Source organism: Aromatoleum diolicum (genome assembly GCF_012910955.1).
In the GTDB taxonomy this organism is placed as follows: Bacteria; Pseudomonadota; Gammaproteobacteria; order Burkholderiales; family Rhodocyclaceae; genus Aromatoleum; species Aromatoleum diolicum.
This window is the reverse complement of the sequence record NZ_WTVQ01000011.1, coordinates 98,447-122,604: the sequence shown is the minus strand read 5'-3', so window position 1 is coordinate 122,604 and position 24,158 is coordinate 98,447. Positions and strand designations below refer to the sequence as shown.

24 protein-coding genes are annotated in these 24,158 nt (G+C 61.5%); 16 read left to right on the top strand and 8 right to left on the bottom strand.

The features are described 5' to 3' along the window. Positions 1-137: 137 nt before the first annotated feature. The 3 genes from GPA25_RS08890 to GPA25_RS08880 are packed head-to-tail and all read left to right on the top strand — an operon-like array spanning position 138 to position 2,290. A complete protein-coding gene (locus GPA25_RS08890) occupies positions 138-1,361 on the top strand; it encodes an NnrS family protein (protein ID WP_169260009.1) in 1,224 nt (407 codons plus the stop codon). 3 nt (positions 1,362-1,364) lie between these two features. Beyond that, positions 1,365-1,760, top strand: coding sequence for a SirB2 family protein (locus GPA25_RS08885; protein WP_169260008.1), 396 nt, complete (start codon positions 1,365-1,367; stop codon positions 1,758-1,760). Next, positions 1,760-2,290 (top strand): hemerythrin domain-containing protein, encoded by a 531-nt coding sequence (locus GPA25_RS08880; RefSeq protein WP_211163024.1) that lies wholly within the window; start codon positions 1,760-1,762, stop codon positions 2,288-2,290. The genes GPA25_RS08885 and GPA25_RS08880 overlap by 1 nt, the downstream gene beginning before the upstream one ends. Positions 2,291-2,321: 31 nt before the next feature. Here GPA25_RS08880 and fnr read toward each other — a convergent pair whose 3' ends face one another. Beyond that, positions 2,322-3,062 (bottom strand): fumarate/nitrate reduction transcriptional regulator Fnr, encoded by a 741-nt coding sequence (gene fnr / locus GPA25_RS08875; protein WP_169260020.1) that lies wholly within the window; start codon positions 3,060-3,062, stop codon positions 2,322-2,324. Positions 3,063-3,189: 127 nt separating this feature from the next. On the opposite strand from fnr, the gene hemN reads away from it, so the two are divergent. Both hemN and GPA25_RS08865 read left to right on the top strand, forming a co-directional pair. After that, entirely contained in the window at positions 3,190-4,581 is a 1,392-nt protein-coding gene (gene hemN / locus GPA25_RS08870) for an oxygen-independent coproporphyrinogen III oxidase (RefSeq protein ID WP_169260007.1), read from the top strand. Between the two features lie 138 nt (positions 4,582-4,719). Beyond that, a complete protein-coding gene (locus GPA25_RS08865) occupies positions 4,720-5,427 on the top strand; it encodes a sulfite exporter TauE/SafE family protein (RefSeq protein ID WP_169260006.1) in 708 nt (235 codons plus the stop codon). Positions 5,428-5,447: 20 nt separating this feature from the next. Here the strand turns inward: GPA25_RS08865 and GPA25_RS08860 are convergent, their stop codons facing one another. Further along, positions 5,448-5,894: a MerR family transcriptional regulator gene (locus GPA25_RS08860; RefSeq protein WP_169260005.1), complete on the bottom strand. Its 447-nt coding sequence runs from the start codon at positions 5,892-5,894 to the stop codon at positions 5,448-5,450. 124 nt (positions 5,895-6,018) lie between these two features. On the opposite strand from GPA25_RS08860, the gene GPA25_RS08855 reads away from it, so the two are divergent. Together GPA25_RS08855 and GPA25_RS08850 are read left to right on the top strand one after the other, a co-directional pair. Continuing rightward, positions 6,019-8,430: a heavy metal translocating P-type ATPase gene (locus tag GPA25_RS08855; RefSeq protein WP_169260004.1), complete on the top strand. Its 2,412-nt coding sequence runs from the start codon at positions 6,019-6,021 to the stop codon at positions 8,428-8,430. 21 nt (positions 8,431-8,451) lie between these two features. Beyond that, positions 8,452-8,661 (top strand): heavy-metal-associated domain-containing protein, encoded by a 210-nt coding sequence (locus GPA25_RS08850; protein WP_169260003.1) that lies wholly within the window; start codon positions 8,452-8,454, stop codon positions 8,659-8,661. Positions 8,662-8,685: 24 nt separating this feature from the next. Here GPA25_RS08850 and GPA25_RS08845 read toward each other — a convergent pair whose 3' ends face one another. Beyond that, positions 8,686-9,072: an energy transducer TonB gene (locus GPA25_RS08845; RefSeq protein WP_169260002.1), complete on the bottom strand. Its 387-nt coding sequence runs from the start codon at positions 9,070-9,072 to the stop codon at positions 8,686-8,688. 669 nt (positions 9,073-9,741) lie between these two features. On the opposite strand from GPA25_RS08845, the gene ppa reads away from it, so the two are divergent. Next, positions 9,742-10,269 (top strand): inorganic diphosphatase, encoded by a 528-nt coding sequence (ppa, locus tag GPA25_RS08840; protein ID WP_169260001.1) that lies wholly within the window; start codon positions 9,742-9,744, stop codon positions 10,267-10,269. A gap of 88 nt (positions 10,270-10,357) precedes the next feature. Here the strand turns inward: ppa and GPA25_RS08835 are convergent, their stop codons facing one another. Continuing rightward, a complete protein-coding gene (locus GPA25_RS08835; RefSeq protein ID WP_211163023.1) occupies positions 10,358-10,747 on the bottom strand; it encodes an MliC family protein in 390 nt (129 codons plus the stop codon). 180 nt (positions 10,748-10,927) lie between these two features. On the opposite strand from GPA25_RS08835, the gene GPA25_RS08830 reads away from it, so the two are divergent. Then, the gene (locus GPA25_RS08830) at positions 10,928-12,553 is read left to right on the top strand and encodes an NAD+ synthase (protein ID WP_169260000.1); all 1,626 of its coding nucleotides are present in this window, start codon (positions 10,928-10,930) and stop codon (positions 12,551-12,553) included. 32 nt (positions 12,554-12,585) lie between these two features. Then, positions 12,586-12,924, top strand: a complete 339-nt coding sequence (locus tag GPA25_RS08825; RefSeq protein WP_169259999.1) for a P-II family nitrogen regulator — start codon at positions 12,586-12,588, stop codon at positions 12,922-12,924. 74 nt (positions 12,925-12,998) lie between these two features. Here GPA25_RS08825 and GPA25_RS24380 read toward each other — a convergent pair whose 3' ends face one another. Beyond that, complete coding sequence (locus GPA25_RS24380) at positions 12,999-13,997, bottom strand: Smr/MutS family protein (protein WP_425486372.1); 999 nt, start codon at positions 13,995-13,997, stop codon at positions 12,999-13,001. A gap of 92 nt (positions 13,998-14,089) precedes the next feature. Then, the gene (trxB, locus tag GPA25_RS08815) at positions 14,090-15,043 is read right to left on the bottom strand and encodes a thioredoxin-disulfide reductase (RefSeq protein ID WP_169260018.1); all 954 of its coding nucleotides are present in this window, start codon (positions 15,041-15,043) and stop codon (positions 14,090-14,092) included. 227 nt (positions 15,044-15,270) lie between these two features. Between trxB and GPA25_RS08810 the strand changes: the two genes are divergently transcribed. The 4 genes from GPA25_RS08810 (at position 15,271) to GPA25_RS08795 (ending at position 20,339) form a co-directional block, all read left to right on the top strand. Continuing rightward, complete coding sequence (locus GPA25_RS08810) at positions 15,271-15,942, top strand: Crp/Fnr family transcriptional regulator (protein WP_169259997.1); 672 nt, start codon at positions 15,271-15,273, stop codon at positions 15,940-15,942. Positions 15,943-16,052: 110 nt separating this feature from the next. Further along, positions 16,053-18,356: a DNA translocase FtsK gene (locus GPA25_RS08805; RefSeq protein WP_169259996.1), complete on the top strand. Its 2,304-nt coding sequence runs from the start codon at positions 16,053-16,055 to the stop codon at positions 18,354-18,356. After that, entirely contained in the window at positions 18,353-18,997 is a 645-nt protein-coding gene (gene lolA / locus GPA25_RS08800) for an outer membrane lipoprotein periplasmic chaperone LolA (RefSeq protein ID WP_169259995.1), read from the top strand. Before GPA25_RS08805 ends, lolA begins: the two co-directional genes overlap by 4 nt. 16 nt (positions 18,998-19,013) lie before the next feature. Then, positions 19,014-20,339, top strand: a complete 1,326-nt coding sequence (locus GPA25_RS08795; RefSeq protein WP_169259994.1) for a replication-associated recombination protein A — start codon at positions 19,014-19,016, stop codon at positions 20,337-20,339. Positions 20,340-20,352: 13 nt separating this feature from the next. On the opposite strand, the gene GPA25_RS08790 is transcribed toward GPA25_RS08795, so the two are convergent. Then, the gene (locus GPA25_RS08790; RefSeq protein WP_169259993.1) at positions 20,353-20,616 is read right to left on the bottom strand and encodes a hypothetical protein; all 264 of its coding nucleotides are present in this window, start codon (positions 20,614-20,616) and stop codon (positions 20,353-20,355) included. Positions 20,617-20,881: 265 nt separating this feature from the next. Here GPA25_RS08790 and serS point away from each other — a divergent pair, with 265 nt between their 5' ends. Next, positions 20,882-22,165 carry a serine--tRNA ligase gene (gene serS / locus GPA25_RS08785; RefSeq protein WP_169259992.1) on the top strand — a complete coding sequence of 428 codons (1,284 nt, stop codon included), beginning with the start codon at positions 20,882-20,884 and terminating at the stop codon, positions 22,163-22,165. Here the strand turns inward: serS and mltF are convergent. Beyond that, positions 22,162-23,568 (bottom strand): membrane-bound lytic murein transglycosylase MltF, encoded by a 1,407-nt coding sequence (gene mltF, locus GPA25_RS08780; protein ID WP_169259991.1) that lies wholly within the window; start codon positions 23,566-23,568, stop codon positions 22,162-22,164. The genes serS and mltF overlap by 4 nt on opposite strands. A gap of 195 nt (positions 23,569-23,763) precedes the next feature. Between mltF and GPA25_RS08775 the strand changes: the two genes are divergently transcribed. Further along, the gene (locus tag GPA25_RS08775) at positions 23,764-24,093 is read left to right on the top strand and encodes a carboxymuconolactone decarboxylase family protein (RefSeq protein ID WP_343034880.1); all 330 of its coding nucleotides are present in this window, start codon (positions 23,764-23,766) and stop codon (positions 24,091-24,093) included. Positions 24,094-24,158 lie beyond the last annotated feature (65 nt).

Below are 24,158 nucleotides of genomic sequence, written 5' to 3'. Positions count from 1 at the left end.
AATGTCGACAGGGCGGGTGGGCATCTCTTGCTCCGGCAGAAAACGTCAGCATTCTACCTTGCCAAGCGCCAGATGAAGGCTTGCGCGCCCCCTTCGGGGCACGCCGCTCGTAATACAGAATCAAGGACCAAGGGGCCATGCAGAGTCACTCAGCACTGTCGCAAACTCAACTCGTCCTGTTTGCTGCACCCCATCGGTCGATGTTCCTGTCCGGCGGCGTCGTGTTGCTGCTCACTTTCGCGATGTGGGGGCTCGAACTAGCTAGTCGTGTCGGGCTGGCACCTCCGGTGACTTGGACGCTACCGCCGGGACGAATGCACGCGCTGCTGGTTACAAGCGCTGTGTTTCCTCTCTTCATGTTTGGCTTTCTGTTGACGGCAATGCCGCGCTGGCAGGGTTACGACGATATTCGACAGGCACGTTGGCTGTGGCCGTGGCGCTTGCTTGTCGCTGGATGGGGGCTTGCGGTGGCAGGCATGCTGGTCGGCGGATTGGTGGTCCCCGGCCTATTACTGGTGCTGTGCGCTTGGCTGGGCGTGGTGCGCATCCTTTGGCAAGTGGCGCACCACGGCGAACTCGAGGCCTTGCATGCGCGAGTGGTGTGCTATGCGATGATTGCCGGTGCGTTTGCGCTCGTCGCGTGGCTCGCGTTTGCCGTCGGTGGCGATACCGACTGGGCGCGCATCGCCATTGATGCGGCCGTGTGGTGGTGTCTGCTTCCGGTATTTTTCAGCGTCTGCCATCGCATGGTCCCCTTTTTTTCCAGTAGCGTCATCCCGGCCTACCAAATGGTGCGCCCGACCTGGGTCCTTGGGATGGTGGTGGGGGGGAGTGCAGTCCACGGCTTACTGACGATGGCCAATCTGAGCGCGCTTGCCTGGGTCGTCGATGCGCCGGCGGCAGGGGCTGCCTTATGGCTGTCCTGGCGTTGGCGATTGGTCCCGGCACTGCGCGTGCCGCTTCTTGGAATGCTGCATATCGGGTTTCTGTGGCTCGGCATCGCACTGTCGCTGTTTGCGGTGCAGGGGCTGGCCGAGCTGTTCGGATATCACATACTCGGCATGGCACCCCTGCATGCGCTTGGCGTGGGGTTTTTCGGTTCAGTCCTGATGGGGATGGTGTCGCGCGTGACGCTCGGTCATTCGGGGCGCAAGCTGGCGGCCGATCGCCTGACCTGGGGACTGTTCCTGGGGTTGGAAGGCGTGGTCATGCTGCGCATTGCCGCTGAACTGGTCCCGCTCGAATGGTCAGGCGTGTTGATGCTGGTGGCGGTGCTCGGATGGCTCGGGGTGTTCGGGGCCTGGGCGTCGCGCTACCTGCCGATCTACTGGCGTCCGCGCAGTGATGGTCGACCAGGGTGATCGATGTATCTCGCGATCAAGCACCTGCACATCCTCTGTGCAATCCTGAGCGGTTGTGGCTTCGTCCTGCAGGGCGTATGGATGATGCGCCGAAGTCACTGGCTCGATCATCGGGTCACGCGCACGCTGCCGCATGTAATTGACACCGTGTTTCTCGGCAGTGCGATCACCCTGGCGACCCTCAGCGGGCAGTATCCGTTCGTTGCTCCATGGGTTACGGCCAAGGTCGTCGGCTTGGTTGTCTATATCCTGCTGGGCGCCCTTGCGCTGCGCTGGGGGCGCACGATGCGCATCCGGGTGTTTTCGTTGGTAGCAGCGATCACCACGTTTTCCTGGATTGTGTCGGTCGCCCTGAGCAAGAATCCGGCTGGTTACTTTGCCCTGACTGGAGTGCTCTGATGGCCGACTCGCTGATTCCCGTCTCTCCCGGACTCGAGACGCCGCTCGAGATGCTTGAGGCCTGTCATGAACGCCTGCAGGCGCAACTTGCGACGCTGGCGCGCCTAGCCGCCTGGCTGCCGGGGCATGGTGCCGATCACCAGGCGCAGCAGGCTGCGTTCAATGTGATGCGTTATTTCGATCTCGCGGCATTGAATCACCACCTGGATGAGGAAAACGACTTGTTCCCTGTCTTGCTCGCACGGGTTGACGCCGCGCGACGCGAGGAGCTCAGCGGCCTGATTGACTGGATCCTGGCAGACCATCAGGACATGTTCGCGGCTTGGGTGGCAATGCGTGCAAGGCTGGATCCGATTTCACGCGGTGAACTCGTCGATCTGCCGGTGGCCGACGTGACGCACTTTGCTGAGCGCTATCGCCAGCATATCGCGCGGGAAGAGGGGGAGTTGCTGCCGTTCGCGCGCAAACTGCTGACCGCCCAGGACGTCGCTGCGATGTCCGCAACCATGACTGCCCGCCGGCGCGTGTAAGAGCATTCGGCTGGCGCACCCGCGAGCGGCTTCAGCCGCGTGTCGAGGGGTGCTGGATTAGCTTTTTCAGTCCGACGATGTCCAGAATTCGGATGTGTTTTTGCTGGACAGCGATCAGGCCTTCATCCTGAAACTTGGAGAACGCGCGCGATACGGTTTCGAGCTTGAGTCCGAGGTAGGAGCCGATTTCCTCGCGCGTCATGCGCAGATGAAATTCGGCCGCTGAAAAGCCGCGCGCGGTGAAGCGCTGCGACATGTTCAGCAGGAATGCCGCGAGCCGCTCTTCGGCGCGCATCGAGCCGAGCAGGGTCATTACGCCATGGTCACGCACGATCTCGCGGCTCATCACCTTGTGAAACTGGAGTTGCAGACCTTCGACTACACGCGACAGCTCTTCGAGCTTGTTATATGCGATCACGCACACCTCGCTGTCTTCCAGCGCGGTAGCGTTGCACGAGTGCAGTTCGGTGCTGATGCCATCGAGTCCAAGCATTTCGCCTGTCATCTGGAATCCAGTCACCTGCTCGCGTCCGTCTTCCAGCAGCACGTCCGTTTTGAACGAACCGGCCCGGATCGCGTAGATGGCCTCGAAAGGTTCACCAGCGCGATACAGATGCTGCTGCCGCTTGATCTTGCGGCGCGCACCAACGAGTTCGTCGAGACGGTCGATCTCGTTTTCCGACATCCCGTAGGGCAGGCAGAGCTCGACCAGATTGCACTGCGAGCACGCCACCTTGAGACCGGCAACCGTAATCGGCACCGTCACCTTCATTTGCACGATAATCTGGTTTCCTCTTCAGAGACGTGACGTAAGATCTTCGGTATACACCGTTGATCCACGTCAACCACAAAAGTGCTGCTTTTTGAGATCGTACGGAATGCACTCAAGCGATACAACCATGACCAGCCAGAAAGATCTTGTCTTTGACCAGCAGTTGATCCGTCGCTTCGACATCAACGGGCCGCGTTACACCTCCTATCCGACGGCCGACCGCTTCGTCGAAGCGTTCGATGCACGCGCGCTGCGTGACTGGTTGGCCCAGCGTGCAGTCGGCGGGGTAAGCAAACCGCTTTCATTATACTTCCACATCCCCTTCTGTAACACGATCTGCTATTACTGCGCATGCAACAAGATCATTACGAAGGATCATGCGCGTTCAGCCAAGTATCTGAAATATCTTGATAAAGAGATAGAGATGCAGGCCGCGGCGCTGGGCGGCAGTCGGCAGGTCACGCAGCTGCATCTAGGAGGCGGAACGCCGACTTTCCTGTCGCATGATGAGATGCGGCAGTTGATGGATTCGGTGCGCAGGCGCTTCACACTGGTTCCAAATGGCGAATATTCGATTGAGGTCGACCCGCGCAAGGTGGATTTCGACACCGTGAAGCTGCTCGCGGACCTCGGTTTCAACCGGATGAGCGTCGGCGTGCAGGATTTCAATGAGGACGTACAGTCCGCGGTGAACCGCATCCAGAGCTTCGAAGAGACGAAGCTGGTGATCGATTCGGCGCGCGCGACCGGCTTCAAGTCGATCAGCATGGATCTGATCTATGGCTTGCCGCGCCAGAACGTGATCAGCTTCAACCGCACGCTGGAGCAGGTGCTCGAGCTGTCGCCCGACCGTATTTCCTTGTACAGCTATGCTCACCTGCCGGGCCTGTTCAAGCCGCAGCGGCGCATCGCGATCAACGACATGCCGACGTCGGACACCAAGCTGCAGATTCTGCAGCTGGCGATTCGCCGGCTCACCGAGGCGGGTTACGTCTACATCGGCATGGACCACTTTGCCAAGCCGGACGACGAGCTCACGATCGCGCAGCGCCAGGGGAGGCTGCATCGGAATTTCCAGGGCTATTCGACGCAGGCCGAGTGCGACCTGCTGGCCTTTGGCGTTTCGGCCATCGGCAAGATCGGTCCGGTGTACGCGCAGAATGTAAAGACGCTCGACGAGTACTACGACAGGCTGGATCGCGACGAGCTGCCGGTGCTGCGCGGCATCGAACTCACCGCGGATGACCTGCTGCGCCGCTCGATCATCCAGGCGCTGATGTGCCATTTCGAGCTTTCCATCGAATCCATCGAGATCGCACACCTGATCAAGTTCGACGAGTACTTCGCCGACGAACTTGAGGATCTGCGCGCGATGGAAGAGGCAGGACTGATCAAGGTGAGCGACAAGTGGATCAGTGTGCTGCCCCCGGGACGCCTGCTGGTGCGCGGCATCGCAATGGTCTTCGACCGCTACCTGCGTTCCGACCGGGAGCGCGCTCGCTATTCCAAGGTGATCTGATCACAGCGCCTCGCTCTTGCGGGGCTGCTGCGTTGTCGGGATGAAGGTGTTAGAGTGCGGGCGTTTTTCGACGCCCGCACCACTTCATGCCTGTCGTGCGCCCGTCGTTCATTTCCGGCGCACTTTTTCTGAAACCGCATGCCTGAAACCGGTTACATCGCAGCTTTCCTGATCGGCCTGTTGGGCGGAACCCACTGCGTCAGCATGTGTGGTGGGATCGTTGGTGCGCTGACCGTCAATATGCCAGGCCAGGCGCGCCGCCAGTGGCCCGTCCATCTCGCTTACAACTTGGGGCGCATTGGGACCTACGCCGTGCTGGGCGGTTTGCTGGGGGCGCTGGGTACGGTTGGCATGTTGTTCTCCGATATTCTGCCGATTCAGCTGAGCTTGTACGTCCTTGCCAACTTGATGCTGGTCGCGCTGGGGTTGTATCTGACCGGTTTTACCCGTTTGTTGGCTCCGGTCGAACTGGTCGGGCTGCGGTTATGGCAGCGAATCCAGCCGTTTACCGCGCGATTCATTCCGGCACGCTCCGTCGGACAGGCACTGCCTCTCGGTCTGCTGTGGGGATTTTTGCCCTGCGGTTTGGTCTACAGCGTTCTGACGACGGCGCTTGTCACGGGGTCTGCAGCGCGCGGCGCAGGGCTGATGCTGGCATTCGGACTCGGTACCCTGCCCAACCTGATGCTCGCCGGCATGCTGTTCAAGCGCTTTCGCGAGATCACCCGCAACCGCAGCGTGCGTGTCATCGCTGGCATGTTGGTGCTGGGCTTCGGTGTGTTCGGGCTGTACCACGCGCCAACCCTTGGCGGCATGCTGTGGCGTGGCGTGGTGTGTGAAGTGTAACCGGCTGGCGAGTCCGATACTCAAGCCTTTCGCGCCGTTGATGTCTGTACTGCACTGCTGGGTGGTGGACTGTTCTCGTCCGTCAGAGCATTGAGAATCGGGCAGGGCGCTGGTGCTTCAGTATATTCGCAGCAATGCACCAAGCTCTGCAGGGCATTGCGCATTTCTTCAAGCTGCCGAATGCGTGATTCGACGTCCGCAATTTTCGCATTCGCGAATGCGCGCGCACTTTCGCGATCGCTTTCCTCGTCCAGTGCCAGCAGATCGGAGATTTCGTCCAGGCTGAATCCCAGTGTCTGTGCGCGGCGGATGAAGCGCAGACGCGCGAGCTCGGCATCACCGTAGACGCGGAATGCGCCTTTGCGCCCGGTGGGCGGCGGGAGCAGGCCGCGGCGCTGATAGTAGCGCACCGTTTCCACGCCGACGCCCGCCGACCGCGCCAGGGTTCCGATGGTGATCTCGTTCATGCGGGGGTTGACTCCGTACGTTGGTACGGGGTCTAGACTGCCATCAAGAGCTGAGTTCGGCAACCCCTGTTCAGAATGGGTCGATGAACGGGGCACCCGACAGGATGCAGGACTGGAGCTGAAAATGAGTACACAGGAAACGACAGTGAATCGCGCCCCCCTTGATCTGCCGGTAGCGGGCATGACCTGCGCGGCATGCGCTGCGCGTATCGAAAAGGTTCTGAACCGTCTGCCAGGCGTCAGCGCCAGCGTGAATCTCGCCGCCGAGAAAGCGCGGGTGAGTTTCACCGCAGCCGATAGCAGCCCCGCGCAGGTGGTGGCCGCCATCCGCAAGGCCGGCTTTGACGTCCCGCCGGCGACGCTGGAGCTGGCGATTTCGGGTATGACCTGCGCGGCATGTGCGGCGCGCCTGGAAAAAGTGTTGAATCGTCTGCCCGGGGTCGATGCGACCGTAAACTTCGCGACCGAGCGCGCGAGGTTGCGCTATCAGCCGGGGCTGGTGTTGCCGGAAGACTTGAAGCAGGCGGTCCGGCGAGCGGGCTTCGAGGGTATCGAGACGGGCATCGCGACCCGGGAACAGGAGCGCTTGCGCCAGGCGGCCGCGTGGCGGGTTGAACTGCGACGGTTCTGGATCTCCGCGGTGCTGACTCTGCCTTTGCTGGCGCAAATGCCATTGATGCTCGGTGACGGATGGGGGGGCGAAATCGGCCACGATGTGGTGCCGCGCTGGTTGCAGTTGCTGCTTGCGACCCCGGTCCAGTTCTGGGTCGGCGCCCGTTTTTACCGTGGTGCGTGGTCGTCGTTGCATGGTGGAGGGGCCAACATGGATGTGTTGGTGGTACTCGGAACAACGATGGCATGGGTGTATAGCACGATCGTTACACTGCTCGGCCGGCATGATCTGCATGTGTATTTCGAGGCGTCGGCAACGATCATCACACTGATCCTATTGGGCAAGTTGCTTGAGGCGCGGGCCAAGGCGCGCACGACGGCGGCGCTGGATGCCTTGCTGCGTCTGCAACCGAAGCTGGCCTACGTCGAGCGTGACGGTGCATTGGTCGTGGTGTCGGTCGAGACCCTGCGGCCGGGCGATCTCTTTGTCGTGCGCGCTGGCGATGCGGTGCCGGTGGATGGCGAGGTGGCGTCCGGCGAGTCGGCGCTCAATGAGGCGATGTTGACTGGCGAGAGCATGCCGGTCGACAAGCATCCTGGCGACCAAGTCTTCGCGGCAACCCTCAACGGCCAAGGCACGTTGCGCTGCCGTGCGACTGGCGTAGGCGCTCACACGATGCTCGCGGGGATCATCCGCATGGTCGAGCAGGCGCAGGGCTCCAAGGCGCCGGTGCAGCGGCTCGCGGATCGTATCGCGGCGGTGTTTGTACCGGTGGTGGTCGTGCTTGCGGCCGTTACCTTCCTGGCGTGGTGGTTGCTTGCGGGTGATTTCGCGCAGGCCCTTACTAGTGCGGTGGCGGTGCTGGTGATCGCCTGTCCATGTGCATTGGGGCTGGCGACGCCGACGGCAATCATGGTCGGGACCGGGCAGGGGGCGCGAGCGGGCATGCTGGTGAAGAATGCCGAGGCGCTCGAACTGGCGGAGAAGATTCGCGTACTGGCTGTGGACAAGACCGGCACGCTGACCGAGGGGACTCCGGCGGTGAGCGATGTGGTGCCCTCCGAAGGCTGGAGTCGGGAGCAACTACTTGCGATCGCGGCGGCTCTGGAGCAGACCAGCGGGCACCCGATTGCCGCGGCTATTGTGGCGGAGGCGCGAGCTCAGGCGATAGCGGTTGCCGCCGCGGAGGGAACGGTTGCAGTAGCGGGCAAGGGCGTGTCGGGCCGGGTCGATGGGCGGAGCGTTGTGTTGGGTACCCCCGATTTTCTGCAGGAGCATGGTGTCGATCTGCCTTTGGCTGCATGCGAAAATTTGGCGGCGGCCGGCAAGACGCTCGTGGCCGTGGCCGTGAATGGGCAGTTTGCCGGCCTGATTGGCGTTGCCGACCGGGTACGTGCCGATTCGGCCGCTGCGGTGGCACGCCTGAAGGCGCGTGGTCTGCGGGTGGTGATGTTGACGGGCGATCATGCAGCGACTGCGGCAGCGATCGCTGCGCAGACTGGCATCGACGACTGGCGTGCCGGCGTAATGCCGGGCGAGAAGGCCGCCGTCGTGAAGTCCTTGTCCCGAGACGGTGTGCGGGTCGGTATGGCGGGTGACGGCATCAACGATGCGCCAGCGCTGGCGGCGGCCGACGTGTCCTTCGCGATCGGTGTTGGCGCCGACGTGGCGATGGAGGCGGCCGACATTACATTGGTGAGGAACAGCCTGCATGGCGTTGCCGATGCGATCGATCTGTCGCGCGCAACGCTGTCGAAGATCAGGCAAAACCTGTTCTTTGCCTTCATTTACAACGTACTGGGCATTCCGCTGGCCGCTTTCGGGTTTCTCAACCCGGTGCTCGCGGGGGCGGCGATGGCCATGAGTTCGGTTTCGGTGGTCACCAATTCGCTGTTATTGCGGCGTTGGCGACCGGGGCGGTGAGTTTTTCAGGAGGTGCGGAAAATGGCGGAAGCGACGATCAAGGTTGAAGATATGAGCTGTGGCGGTTGCGTGCGCAATGTGACGACAGTGCTCAAGGGATTGCCGGGCGTTGAGGATGCTCAGGTGTCCCTCGAAGGGGCACAGGCCGTGGTGCGCTATGACCCGACGCAGGTGTCCGTCGATGCGATGCGCACAGCGGTGGAAGATGCGGGGTTCACCTGTCCGCTCTGATTGATGGAGAAAAGATACTCGCGGTCAGTTTTCGAGTCGGAAGACAATCGGAACACGCAGCCAGCTGTCGATAGAAGTGTCGCCCGTACGTGCCGGAACGAATCGCCAGCCGCGCACTGTTTCTCGCGCTGCTTCGTCAAGGCGCGGATGGCCGCTGCTTTCGGCGATTTCCACGGTATCGGCGCGACCGTCGCCGAGTACTCTCACGCGCAGCATGACCTTGCCCTCTTCGCCCCGCCGGCGGGAAACTTTAGGGTAGGCCGGCGCCGGGTTTTGCAGGTAGGCGGGATCGAAACGTGCAGCGAGGAGGGGGGGCGCTCCATCGGACCCGGCCTGGGCGGCTGCGGTAGTATGGTTGCCGGAAACCGGCGGCTGGGCTGGCCGATTGCTGGATGGGGTTGTCGCCTGCATTCCTTCGACCGTGGGGGGCTCTTTGCTAGGTATCGGCGCGGGGCTCACGAGTGACGGTGTTGTGCCGGCTGCTGGGGGTGGTTTGTGCGCCATCTCGCCTTGCGTGCTTGTAGCCGGGCCTTGCCCCGCAGCGGGAGGCGAGGCCGGAATTGCCTTGCCGCGAGGCTTTGGCTGAAGAGTCGGCTCGGCAGTCGGAAGCGTTGGTGCCGGAGTGATGATGGTGGGCATCGAAATGTCTGGCGGCAAAAGTTGAACGCTGATCACCGGCGTATCGGCTGGGCGGTGGTCTGTGTCGGAAACGCCGGCCAGTCCCGAGAGTGCGAAAAGTCCGGCCGCGTGCACCCCGGTGACCACTAGCAGCCAGCCCCAATGAATTGCGGGCAGCGTGCGGGGAGCGCTGCTTGCGTGCATCGAGCGTAGTGAAGCTAGTATTTTCATCCGATCCAGCGGGAGGTATCGCCGTCAAGGGGCGCGATTATATAGCCCGCGAACCGGATCTGTCGGCTGACGCGACTGTGTGGTTACGGGTTCAAACTTCGCCTGGCAGGGTTTTCAGCACAGATGCCCCCATGAGGCAGTGGGAGATCGATAGTGCATTGTTCGAAGCACACAACGAGAAGCCCCCATTTCCACATATAATTCGGCGCACAATTTTCACGGGAGGAAGGTATGGGTTTCGATCAGGTCAAGGCCGGCAAAGACGTGCCGAACGACATCAACGTCATCATCGAGATTCCGGCGCAGGCCGATCCGATTAAATTCGAGGTGGATAAGGATAGCGGCGCGGTTTTCGTCGACCGCTTCATGGGCACCTCGATGCGTTATCCGATCAACTACGGCTACGTTCCGCATACCATCGCCGGCGACGGTGACCCCGTCGACGTGCTGGTGGTCACACCGTTCCCGCTGCTGCCCGGAGTGGTGATTCGCTGCCGTCCGGTCGGCGTCCTCAAGATGGAAGACGAGGCCGGTCAGGACGCGAAGGTTGTCGCAGTCCCCGTTTCCAAGCTGACCCCGCTGTACGACAAGGTGCAGACTACCGATGACCTGCCGGAACTGCTGATGAAGCAGACCGTGCACTTCTTCGAGCACTACAAGGATCTGGAGCCGGGCAAGTGGGTGAAGGTGCTGGGCTGGGGCTCCGTCGAAGATGCGAAGAACGAAATCCTGAACGGTCTCAAGAACGCCGCCAAGTAAGCGCTGCGCTCTGGAGCTTGAAAAATGGCCCGCTCCATGCGGGCCATTTTTATGTGTGGCAACGCGCACTGGTGGGTGTTGGCGCGAATCAGCTGAGCTTGCACTCGCTGGCGAGCGGTCTGTTCGTCTGTCCGTCGAGCAGAATGCTCTTCCACGGTAGATCGATCCAGACCAGTCCGCTTCGGCTGTCCTCGAAGCGAGGCAGGCCTGAATGGGAGGGGTTGCGCGTCAGTTGGTAGCGTTTGCCTGTCCAGCCGATCTGGATGAGTTGATTGTCGCCGGGAGCACGCTGTACCTCGACCCGCTGGCCCATGTCGCAACGATAGGTGCCACTCGCGAGCTTGAATTCCAGTTGCTGTTGTTCCGTGCTTGGGGGTGTGTCAATTAGCCCGGGGCTGGCACTGGGGGCGAGAGGCGGTGCGGACGAGCACGCCGCGAGGCCAACCAGGGATGTGACCAGGGCGAGGCGGATGATCATGGTGAAACCTGGCGGCTGTTGATGATGATTCAATTGTAGGTCTGCGCGCCGACGAGCGCTGTGCCGCGGTTCAGCGATCAAACGTAAGAGAAGGTTTCGGAGTTGCTCGTGCATTAGGCGTTGCGCGTCGGTGGGGTCCGACTCGCGCGTGCGCCGAGCCGAAGCGGTATAGTTGCGCCCATGAAACCGAACGACCAATCCCTCTCCATTGCGGTTGCCCAGCTGAATGTCACCGTCGGCGACCTGACGGCTAACGCCGACCGGATCATCCGCGCACTCGAACAAGCTCGCAGCTTGGGGGCTGACCTGTTGTTGACACCCGAGCTGGCTCTATCGGGTTACCCCCCCGAAGATCTGCTGTTGCGCCCGGATTTCTATCGCGCCTGCGCGCACGAAGTGGCACGCATTGCTGCGCAGACGCGCGATATCACCCTGGTGCTGGGGCATCCCGAGGAGCGTCACGAATGGCGCTATAACGCGGCCTCAGTGATCCGCGATGGCCAGGTTGTTGCTACGTACCATAAGCACTTGCTGCCGAACTACGAAGTGTTCGATGAGGAACGCTATTTCGACCGTGGCCTTGCCGCGTGCGTGTTCGAGTTGAAGGGGGTGAAGCTCGGCGTAAACATCTGTGCCGACCTCTGGGAGGCGGGACCGGCGGAACTGGCACGCGCCGAAGGCGCCGAAGTGTTACTGGGACTGAATGCTTCGCCGTATCACATGAACAAGTTGCAGCGGCGCTACGAGGTGCTGCGCGACCGCGTTGCCGATACCGGTCTGCCAGTGCTTTACTGCAACATGGTTGGCGGGCAGGACGAACTGGTCTTCGATGGTGCGTCGTTTGCGCTCGACGCTAACGGCAAACTTGCCTATCAGGCGCCGTCTTTCGAGGAACGTGTCGACCTTGTCTACCTGCGCAGCGGAAGCTGGGTGTCGGGTGACGTGGCACCACCGCGTCCGATCGAAGCGGAAGTGTATGAGGCGCTCAAGACGGGGGTGCGCGATTATCTGGGGAAGAATGGCTTTCCCGGGGCGATCATCGGGCTGTCTGGCGGTATCGACTCGGCGCTGACCTTGTGCGTCGCCGTTGATGCCTTGGGGCCAGAGCGAGTACGCGCGGTGATGATGCAGTCGCCCTATACGGCCCAGATGAGTCTCGATGATTCCCGTGCGCTGGTGGCGAACCTCGGGGTGCGCTACGACGAAATTCCGATCGAGCCGGCGATGAGAACGTTCGGCGACCTGCTGGCCGACCAGTTCAAGGGGCTGCCCGCCGACACGACCGAGGAGAACCTTCAGAGCCGTATCCGCGGCATGATCCTGATGGCGTTGTCGAACAAGACCGGCGCAATAGTGCTCACGACGGGCAACAAGAGTGAGATGGCGACCGGCTATGCAACGCTTTACGGCGACATGGCGGGCGGATTCGCGGTACTCAAGGATCTCTACAAGACATTTGTATTCCGCTTGTCCCGCTGGCGCAACACGGTGAGTCCGGTGATCCCGGAAAACATCATTACGCGTCCGCCGTCGGCCGAGCTCAAGCCCGACCAGACCGACCAGGACTCTCTGCCGCCCTATGAAGTACTGGATGCGATCATCGAGGCCTATATGGAGGGTGACGAGTCGCCGCGCGAAATAATCGCCCGCGGATACCCGGAGGCCGAGGTGCGGCGGACCGTCGCCATGCTCAAGCGCAACGAATACAAGCGGCGACAATCGCCGGTCGGTATTCGGGTGACCAAGCGTGGTTTCGGCAGGGACTGGCGTTATCCGATAACATCGCGCTATCAGGATGAATACTGACAGGGCACTAGTCGAACATTGAGGAGATCGACATGAAGAAAATCGAAGCCATCATCAAGCCATTCAAGCTCGACGAAGTGCGCGAGGCATTGTCTGAAGTCGGTATCGCCGGCCTGACCGTGTCGGAAGTGAAAGGCTTTGGCCGCCAGAAAGGCCATACCGAGCTGTACCGCGGTGCCGAGTACGTGGTCGATTTCCTGCCGAAGATCAAGGTCGAGATCGTCATCGGGGACGACCTGGTTGAGCAAGCCGTCGAGGCGATCATCAAGGCTGCGCATACGGGCAAAATCGGTGACGGTAAGATATTTGTCATGCCGGTCGAACAAGTTGTCCGCATTCGCACCGGCGAGACCAACGAGGCGGCGATCTGATCGCAGGGGGGGCGGCGAATGCCGCCCTGCGTGCATCGTAACCGGACAGTTGTCTCGCTTGACCGGGCCGCCAGTCAGCCACGGGCGGGATTTCCTGCCCTGAGGAGCACCAGTAGGGCACCCGACCCTCCGTCGTGCGGGCCGGCCTGGCAGAAGGCGAGGATCTCTTCGCGCTGCGCGAGCCAGCCGCGCGAGAGTTGTTTCAGGATCGACTCCTTGCCCGGCGAGCCCAGTCCCTTGCCATGGATCACCCGCACGCAGCGGCGGCCTTGCTGCAGACTTGCAGTCAGAAAGCGCGACAGTTCGCCGCGCGCCTCGTCACGATTGAGCCCATGCAGGTCAAGTTGCCCTTGCAGCACCCAGCGTCCGCGGCGCAAGTCTGTTAGCACACGGCGTGGCAGACCTGGGCGCAGGAAAGCTGCCTCGTCGCCCATTTCGAGCCTGTCTTCCAGACTCATCGGTGCATCGAGCGATTCGCGCAGTGCCGCGTGTTCGTCTTCAAAGTGCTTGAGTGGCTGCGGCATCGGAGCCGGTGGGCTGAGCTCGGCGCGATTGCGCGTATTGACGGGTTGAGAGCCACGCACGGCATAGCGGAAGAGCTCGGCCGGATCAAGCTTTTCAGGTTCGAGAGGAAGCAGTGGAATGGTGTTCATCGCCCCCTGTTCCGCTTCCTTTAAATTGCCCGCCCTGCGTCGCCGTGCAAGGCCGCGATCGACGCCAATTTCAGCGCGGTTCGCGGACGGGATTGGTGTAACGTCCCCCATCGCGAAGTGGAAAAGCTCCCGGCCATCGGTGGGGGCCTGTCTACGACGCTGCGCGACGGGCGCATCGTCCTCTACCTCGGTCGTGGTTCGTGGGCGCGGTACGGGAGGAGGCTTGGGTGTATCGATTTCAGCGCGCTGGTTCGCGTGGTTCAGCGGTTTTACGTCGCGCAATGCGACACGCAGCAGATCGCTATCTCTAGTGTCTGCACCAGTCAGTGCCGAGGTATCGGGTTCGGGCGCTGTCTTGCCGGGAGGCGTCGATCCGGTTGTTCTGCTGCCGCCCCTGTCTTGGCGGAGTTTGCCACGCAGAGTGGCAAGCTCCTCAAGCGTGCTGCGTGACGGCCCGCTCCGATCTGCCGGTCTGGCTGACGCAGGACGGGGCGGACGGGCCATCACAGGACTCAGTTGCCAAGGGCGTCGAGATAGCGCTCGGCGTCCAGCGCAGCCATGCAGCCCGTGCCGGCCGAGGTGACCGCTTGGCGATAGATGTGATCCTGCACGTCGCCAGCCGCAAAAACGCCCTGTACGCTGGTGGACGTGGCATCTCCCTCGCGGCCACCCTTTGTGACGATATAGCCGCCTTCCATTTCCAGTTGCCCTTCGAAGATGTCGGTATTGGGCTTGTGGCCAATCGCGATGAACACGCCTTGCAGCGCCACATCGCGCGTCGTGCCGGTATTCATATCCTTGACGCGCATGCCGGTCACGCCGGTGTTGTCGCCGAGCACCTCGTCGAGGGTCGAATTGAGTGCCAGCTCGATCTTGCCCGCGGCAACCTTCTCCATCATCTTGTCGATGAGGATCTTTTCGGCGCGGAACTTCTCGCGGCGATGGACCACGGTCACCTTCTTAGCGATGTTGGCGAGATACAGCGCTTCCTCGACCGCCGTGTTGCCGCCGCCGACGACGGCGACGTCCTGGTTCTTGTAGAAGAAGCCGTCGCAGGTGGCGCACGCCGACACCCCGCGTCCGGAGAATTTCTCCTCCGACGGCAGCCCGAGGTATTTTGCGGTGGCGCCGGTTGCGATGATCAAGGCGTCGCAGGTGTATTCGCCGGCATCGCCGACCAGGCGGTACGGCTTTTCGGCCAGCTTCACGGTGTGGATGTGGTCGAAGATCATCTCCGTATTGAAGCGTTCCGCGTGCTTCTGGAAGCGTGTCATCAGTTCCGGACCCATCACGCCGTCGGCGTCAGCCGGCCAGTTGTCCACCTCGGTCGTGGTCATCAGTTGCCCGCCCTGCGCGAGGCCGGTGATCAACACCGGATTCAGGTTGGCGCGGGCCGCGTAGACGGCGGCCGTATAGCCGGCCGGGCCGGAACCGAGGATGAGCAGACGTGCGTGCTTGGTGGTCATGGCGATGTCTTCTTTCTGGTTGGCAATGCGGCGATTATAGCCGAGGGGCATTGCGCACCGATCCAATGGCGCCGATAGCGCAAAGCAATTGCGACGGGGAATTCGATCGGTGGGCCTCGTGTGGCCCGGAGTGGCGGCGAGCGGGAATCGTTTATACTTCGTGAAATTGTGCTTCGTCGCACGCCAGCTTTTCTGGTTTTTCTTGATCGTGCTGTTCCGGAGTTTTCATGACGCAGGCTACCGCCGTTTCGACCGCCGCACTGAGGACGTTTCCGCTCTTTCACGGCTTGTCGGATGACACGCTCGCGACGGTTGCCCATGCCGCCGTGATGCGTCGCATTCCGCGTGGGCAGAGCGTGCTGCATGCAGGTGATCGCAGCGATTTCGTCTATTTCGTGCTGACCGGCAGCCTGAAGGTCGTGGTCAGCGATGAGGATGGGCGCGAGGTGATTCTGAGCATCCTTGGTCAGGGAGAGCTCTTCGGCGAGATGGGCATCTTTGGCGAGCAGCCACGCTCGGCATCGGTCGTGGCGGTGACGCCTGCGGATCTCGTAATGATCGCCAAGCACGATTTTCGCCGCATCATGCAGGACAATTTCGAGGTCGCGTGGCGCATCATGTGCAATCTCGCCGACCGTCTGCGCAATGCCGATCGCAAGATCGAGAGTCTCGCCCTGATGGACGTATATGGCCGAGTTGCGCGGCTGCTGCTCGAAATGTCCGAAGACGTGAATGGCGACGCAGTGGTGGTGCGCAAGATCACCAAGCAGGACATTGCGAAGATGATCGGCGCCTCGCGCGAAATGGTCAGTCGTGTGATGAAGGATCTGAGCACGCAAGGCCTGATTGAGGAAACCGATCGCGGCATCGTCCTGCGCGATCGCCTTAATGAACTCTGAGCCTGGTCCCGGTTGCTCTGTTTCGCTTCGCAACAGCGGCAGCGGCCTGACGGGCCGATCGCATATAATTGCGGACTGTTGATTTTTCCAGGGCTTTGGTTTCCGCTCCGATGTCGTCCCGCCAGTCCCCCCGTTCCCAGCCCCTGCCGGAAAAGATCTCCCTCCTTCTTCAGGAAGCACGCTGGCTAATTCTCGGCGTGATGTCACTCTATGTCGGTCTGGTGCTGCTCGGTTACAGCAAATCCGATCCCGGTTGGTCGCATGCGGCCGAGGTGGCGCGTGTCAGCAATCCCGGTGGCCGTTTCGGTGCCTGGCTGGCTGATCTGCTCTTTTATCTCTTCGGCTTGTCTGCCTGGTGGTGGGTGGTCTTTCTGGGCTACGGGCTGATATGGGGATTCCGTCGCCTGCGCCACGATCTGCGACTCGACAAGCGTTCCTTCTTCATCGTGTTGTGCGGATTCTTCGTGGTGCTACTGGCGAGCAGTGCGCTTGAATCCCTGCGTTTCTATTCCCATGGCGCCAGCATTCCTCTCGCGCCCGGTGGCCTGTTGGGGGTCGAACTGGGGATGGCGGTGCAGCGCTATCTCGGCTTTACCGGCGGCACGCTGCTGTTGCTGGCGCTCCTCGCTTCGGGCTTGAGCCTGTTCTCCGGGATTTCATGGTTTTCGGTGATTGAACGGGTCGGGCTGTCGCTTGAGCACGCGTGGTTGGCGACGCAGCGTGCGTGGTTTGGCTGGCAGGATCGCAAGGTCGGACAGCAGGTGGCGCAGAAGCGTGAAGCGGTGGTCGAAACCAAGCGACGCAAGACCGAAGCGGCCCCACCGCCGCAGTTACGCATCGAGCCTGCGGTGGTCGAGGTGCAGAAATCCGAGCGAGTGGAAAAGGAGCGTCTGCAGGAGCGCCAGCAGCCGCTGTTCTCCGACCTGCCGGTCGGGGCCATTCCACCTCTCAGTCTGCTTGACCTGCCGTCGGGTGACGTCGAGCCGCCCTCGGCAGAGACACTCGAATTCACGTCGCGCCTGATTGAAAACAGGCTTGCCGACTTCGGAGTCGAGGTCAAGGTGCTGGCTGCGTATCCGGGCCCGGTGGTGACACGCTATGAAATCGAACCGGCTACCGGTGTGAAGGGTAGTCAGGTCGTGAACCTTGCCAAGGATCTGGCGCGCGCCTTGTCGCTGGTGTCGATCCGCGTCGTCGAGACGGTACCGGGCAAGTCTTGCATGGCTCTCGAGTTGCCCAACGCCAAGCGCCAGACTGTTCGCCTGTCGGAGATCCTCGGCTCGAAAGCCTATCATGACATGCATTCGGCCCTGACGGTCGCGCTCGGCAAGGACATCGGCGGTCAGCCGGTGGTCGCGGATCTCGCGAAGATGCCTCATCTGCTGGTGGCCGGTACCACCGGTTCGGGCAAGTCGGTCGGGATCAACGCGATGATTCTGTCGCTGCTCTACAAGGCCGGGCCGGAGAAGGTTCGCCTCATCATGGTGGACCCGAAGATGCTGGAACTCTCGATCTACGAGGGCATCCCGCATCTGCTCGCGCCGGTCGTCACCGACATGAAGCACGCAGCCAACGCCCTCAACTGGTGCGTGGTGGAGATGGACAAGCGCTACAAGCTGATGGCAGCCGTGGGGGTGCGTAACCTGGCTGGCTTCAACAAGGCGGTGACCGAGGCGGAGAAAGCCGAGAAGCCGCTGAAGAACCCATTCGCCATCAATCCGGACAACCCCGAGCCGCTCGAAACGCTGCCGCACATCGTGGTGGTGGTGGACGAGCTTGCAGACATGATGATGGTGGTCGGCAAGAAGGTCGAGGAGTTGATAGCACGCCTCGCGCAGAAGGCGCGCGCTGCCGGCATCCACCTGATCCTCGCCACCCAGCGTCCGTCGGTCGACGTCATTACGGGGCTCATCAAGGCCAACGTGCCGACGCGGATTGCGTTTCAGGTGTCGAGCAAGATCGATTCGCGCACGATTCTCGATCAAATGGGCGCCGAAGCCCTGCTGGGTATGGGCGACATGCTCTATCTCGCACCGGGCACGGGCTTGCCGGTGCGCGTGCATGGTGCCTTCGTCGCTGATGACGAAGTGCACAAGGTGGTAGAGCACCTCAAACGCAGTGGTCCGCCGGACTACATCGAAGGCATTCTGTCCGCGCCCGAGGAAGAGCTGGAGGCCGCGCTTGGTGGTGGGGGCGGCGAGGGTGAGGGCGAAGCCGATCCTTTGTACGACCAAGCGGTCGAAGTGGTTATCAAGACTCGACGCCCATCGATCTCGCTGGTGCAGCGTCACCTGCGCATTGGTTACAACCGTGCAGCGAGATTGATCGAGCAGATGGAGCGCGCGGGTCTCGTTTCTGCGATGGGCTCCAACGGCAACCGCGAGGTGATTGTGCCCGCGAAGGAAAGCGAATGAAATCGTCCGGCAATGTGCGTTGGGTGGCTGCACGAGTAGGCCTCGTTGCCGCGCTGTCATGCGTCTCACTGACCGCTTCGGCGGCGGGCGGCATTGCGCAACTACACCAGTTCGTTGAGGGGGCGCGGAGTGCGCAGGGAGAATTCGATCAAACGGTTTCTGCAGCCTCCGGGCGCAAGCCGCAGCACGCCAGCGGCAGTTTCGTATTCGCGCGTCCGGGCAAATTCCGCTGGACCTACGACAAGCCGTACGCGCAGCTGCTGGTAAGCGATGGCGAGAAGTTGTGGTCTTGGGATCGCGATCTCAACCAAGTTACGGTCAAGCGTCTTGGCGATGCGTTGGGCAGCACGCCGGCGGCCATTCTTGCCGGCGACGACGTGCTCGATCGCAATTTCGATCTTGCCGAAGCAGGGGTGAGTGATGGTTTGGAATGGGTGCTTGCGAAACCCAAGAAGGCTGATAGCAGCTTCGAGTCGATGCGCATGGGGCTTTCAGGCGGGCTGCTGAAGCGCATGGAACTGAAGGATAATTTCGGTCAGACTACTCTGATCGAGTTTCGCTCGTTGGTTGCCAACGTGCGGCCCGATCCGGCCCTGTTCCGCTTCTCGCCGCCACCCGGCGCCGACGTCATCGGCGACTGAGACACAGCTTTCCGGGATGGCTGACCTTTTCGACTCCATTGAACCGCCGCATATACCGTTGGCGGAGAGGATGAGGCCGACGCGGCTCGACGAACTCGCCGGGCAGCCCCATCTGCTCGGGTCCGGCAAGCCACTGCGGCTGGCTTTCGAATCCGGCAAGCTGCATTCGATGATCCTGTGGGGGCCGCCAGGCGTTGGCAAGACGACGTTGGCGCGACTCATGGCGCAGGCCTTCGATGCAGAATTCGTCGCGCTGTCGGCGGTGTTTTCCGGCGTCAAGGATATTCGCGAGGCAATCAGTCAGGCGCAGGCGGCCAAGGCGCGCGGCCGGCACACGATCCTGTTTGTCGATGAAGTGCACCGTTTCAACAAGGCCCAGCAGGACGCCTTCCTGCCGTTCGTCGAGCAGGGGCTGGTGACTTTCATCGGCGCTACGACCGAGAATCCATCGTTCGAGGTCAATTCCGCGCTGCTGTCGCGTGCTGCGGTATATGTACTCGAACCGCTCGAGAACGAGGCGATGAACGGTCTGTTCGAGCGCGCCCGCGCGCTTGCCTGTCCCGGACTTGCATTTGCCGAGACCGCTCGTGAGCGCATGGTTGGCTTTGCCGATGGCGATGCGCGCCGGCTGATGAACCTGATCGAGCAGGTGCAAGTCGCCGCAGAAACGACGGGCGTCAATCCGGTAACTCCGGAGTTTGTTGACGAGGCGTTGTCAAGCAAGCTGCGCCGCTTCGACAAGGGCGGCGAGGCGTTCTACGATCAAATTTCGGCCCTTCATAAATCAGTGCGCGGCTCAAATCCGGACGCGGCGCTCTACTGGCTGTGCCGGATGCTGGATGGCGGCGCGGACGCACTGTACCTGGGGCGGCGACTTGTACGTATGGCGGTTGAGGATATCGGTCTGGCCGACCCTCGGGCGCTTGAAATCACGCTCAACGCGTGTAGTGCCTATGAGCGGCTCGGATCCCCGGAAGGCGAATTGGCGCTCGCACAGGCGACGATCTTTCTCGCGTGTGCCGCAAAATCGAATGCTGTCTACAACGCTTATAGCGCCGCGCGAAAATACGTTGCCAGCGATGCCTCACGTCCGGTACCGCTGCACCTGCGCAACGCCCCAACCCGGCTCATGAAGGAGCTTGGCTACGGCAAGACATATCGCTACGCCCACGACGAGCCGGAAGCCTACGCTGCAGGCGAAAGCTATTTGCCGGATGGCGTGCCGCGGCAGGGTTGGTATCGCCCGACACCGTATGGACTCGAGGGGCGCATAGCCGCCAAGCTCGACCACCTGCGTGAACTGGACGAGGCGGCGGCCCGGCGGCCCGCCCCGGATTTGTGATACGGGGCAGCCCTCAGTGGGGCAGCGGATGGTCAGCCATGAAGCGTGCGCAAACGTTTTTCGCGCGCTCGGCCCGGTCGAAGTCACCGCGCTGGGTGGCTCTCTCGATCAAGTCCTGCATGTAACCGGTCAGCACGAGCACCCCTTCGGGTGTCTGGACCATGCCGCAGACAATCTGCGCGGCGGCCACATCGGGTATGCCTTCATGCTCGGCAATGAGTGCTACTTCGTCATCGGTCAAATCGCAATAATCAAGGCAGTCTCTGATAGACAACATGCGTATCTCCTCTAATGTCACGAGCGCCGTCTGATGCGGCGTTGGTATGGCCTGTTAACTCTAAGCCAGATCGTGCCGAATGCAAGAAAACTTTGATTGCGAAATGTCAATAAACGATTGATTTTATTAATATAATTGTGCGCTGCGGTAATCGCTCGGTTTTGCAATAAAATTCCATGAATCAGAAGGGGTTGGCGCCGGAATCTTCGATGCCGTCGCAACAACCGTCGCCTACCTATTGAATTGAAAGACTTCCGGAACAGCCATGCTTGATATCCAACTGCTGCGTAATCAGATTGATGTCGTCACCGCCGCGCTAGGCGCGCGGGGTGCGAGTTTTGACCCCGTTGTCTTCCAGGCACTGGAGGGCGAACGCAAGAACCTGCAGACCCGCACCCAGGAACTGCAGGCCCGACGTAATGCGCTCTCGAAGCAGATCGGCATGCTCAAGGGCAAAGGTGAGGATGCGTCGACGGTGATGGCCGAAGTGGGAGGTATCGGTGACGAGTTGAGGGCCAACGAGCAGGCGCTAGGCGTCTTGCTGGGCCGTATCGATGCATTCGTCGCTGGCTTGCCCAACTTGCCACACGAAAGCGTGCCCGCGGGCCGCGATGAGTCCGGCAACGTGGAGATCTCGCGCTGGGGAACGCCACGGGAGTTCGACTTCGAGGTGAGCGACCACGTTGATGTCGGCAGCGCTCTGGGGGGGCTGGATTTCGAAACCGCGGTGAAAATCTCCGGGTCGCGCTTCGCGGTGATGCGCGGCGAAATTGCCCGCCTGCACCGCGCGCTCGCGCAACTCATGCTGGACGTACACACGCGCGAACACGGCTACACCGAGGTCTATGTCCCGTATCTTGTCAATGCAGAAAGCATGTTTGGTACCGGGCAGTTGCCCAAGTTTGAAGCCGACCTGTTTTCGGTGCCGAAGGACGACGGGCGTTTCTACCTCATTCCGACGGCGGAAGTGCCGGTTACCAACCTTGTGCGCGGGGAGCTCCTGTCCGCGGATGCCCTGCCGCTCAAGTTTGTCAGTCACACCCCGTGCTTCCGTTCGGAGGCGGGGAGCTATGGGCGGGACACGCGCGGCATGATCCGTCAGCATCAGTTCGACAAGGTCGAGTTGGTGCGCATCGAGCACCCGGACAATTCCTGGGCTGCTCTCGAGGAGCTTACCGGCCACGCGGAAATGATCCTGCGCAGGTTGGACCTGCCATATCGCAAGATCGTCCTGTGTGCCGGCGACATGGGCTTCTCCGCCGCGAAGACTTATGACCTCGAGGTGTGGTTGCCGGCGCAGAAAACGTACCGCGAGATATCCTCGTGTTCCTGCTTTGACGCTTTTCAGGCGCGCCGCATGCAGACCCGGTTCAAGAACGCGCAGGGCAAGAATGAACTGGTCCACACCCTGAATGGCTCCGGTCTGGCGGTTGGCCGCACCCTTGTCGCCGTTCTGGAGAACTATCAGCAGGGCGACGGCTCGGTTCTGGTGCCGAAGGCGCTGGTGCCTTATATGGGCGGTCTCGAAGTGCTCGAGCCGCGGGGCTAGTAACCGTCTGAACCTGTCGTTGCCGTTGCCCCCAGTTTCAGTCGGGGCAGCTGCAGCGTCGGTGCGTAGGGGGGCTCAAGGCGCAAGAGAATGTCATGGTAATTGCGGATGTTCTCGGCCATGATCACCGCTTCTCCGCCGCGTGCCGCGCCCGCTTTCAGCCGGGCCGCGTATTCGGGCTTCGACATCAGCGGGAGCACGGTTTTCATGTCCCACCAGCTGGTGTTGTCCTTGCCAAGACGCAGTGCGATGCTGCGCGCACCCTTCATATGGCCCATCCCGAGATTGTAGGCGGCAGCAGCCATCCATGATCGATCCGGTTCGGGAATGTCGGCCGGTAGCTGCTCCCTCAGCATCGAGAAGTAGCGCGCGCCACCGAGGATGCTTTCGCGCGCCTCGAGCCGGTCGCTGACACCGAGGCGATCGGCGGTCTCCGAAGTCAGCATCATGATCCCGCGAACCCCCGACCAGGATGTCGCAAGCGGATCCCAGTGTGACTCCTGGTAGGCCAAGGCTGCCAAAAAGCGCCAGTCGACACCCGTATCGGCCTGCGCTTCTTGAAAATGCTTGCGGTATCGCGGCAGACGCGCTTGGACGCGCGCCAGAAAGCTTGTCACGTCGGTGTCGTTGAGGCGCCGGATATGACCGAAGTAGCGATCGGCAAGGCGAGAGAGAAGATCGTTTGCCTTGGCCTCGACAAGGAAGGCGTCCACCTCTCTCGATAGCTCGTTGTCCCGATCAGGAGGCAGCGCCCACGCAATCGCGGATCGGACGGGCAGGTCGTAAGCGATGGAAAGAGCTGGCGACGTCTGCGCAGCGAATGCGAAATGGACGCGGTCAGTTGCCACGAGATCAAGATTTCCCTGCGCGGCCTGTTCAAGAAGATGCTGATCACCCGCGTTCGTGGGGAAATGCACATTGAGCCGCGGTACGCGCTTGCGCATGTGGGCCAGTGTTTCGGCAGCAAGAGACCCGCGTCGGGCGCTGACTGTTCGTCCGGCCAGGTCACCTTCGTCCGCAATTACTGGTGTGTCGGTGCGCGCCACCAGCACGTAGTCAACGTCGCGTAGCGGGGCGGACCAGGCCAGTGGCAGGCGTTCGTTGCGGCCTAGGCCGGCAGCCGCGAGGTGTGCCTTTCCCTGGATGACGGCGTCGAGCGCGCGTGTTGCGTCCGGAAACACGATGAAGCGGACCGGCATGCCGAGACGTTCGCCGAGTTTAAGCAGCAGATCGTGCTCGAATCCGGACGTGATCCCCGCGGCGTCGCTACGGTAGGAAATTGCGTCCGGGCGCGTCGCTACGCGCAGCTCGCCCATGCTGCGAAAGTCTGCGATGCGCTGTGTTTCCGGGCGTTTGCAGCCCCCAAGGGTAATCAGCAGGATGACAAGTAGGAATGCACGCAAGGAGCGGCTCCGTCATTTACAACCGCATGATTCTGCGTGAGTTTCGCCGCTCTGGCAATGCTGTTTGACTTTCTGGGTCTTTGCCGACACGCCCGTAATGTTGTTTCGAAGCGGGCGAGACGCTGATATATCAGTAAAAGCTTAAATTTAGGGGTGCCATGTCAGAAAAATCCCTTCACTCAGATTACCCGAGATGTGTCGAAGGCGCTGGAAGCGCTGCGTACGGAAACGCCCGAGACAATGCAGGGCTTCAACCTGATGGCCAAGGGGGCATTGAAGGAAGGGGCTGTCACGGCCCTGAACAAGGAACTCATCGCCCTGGCCATCGGCGTTGCATCGCGCTGCGATGCCTGTATCGGTTTTCACGTGAAGGCCCTGATCCGCCGTGGCGTGACGCGCGAACAGCTGATGGAGACTCTGGCAATCTGCACCTATATGGGGGGCGGCCCGTCCTTGATGTACGCTGCCGAGGCGGTTCGCGCATACGAGGAATTTCTACCGGCTGCACCCCGGATAAATACCTGATTCGGGCGATCGCGCGACAGATAAATTTTTTTTGGTTTGGTGTTGTTCCAAAAAAATCTTCTGCG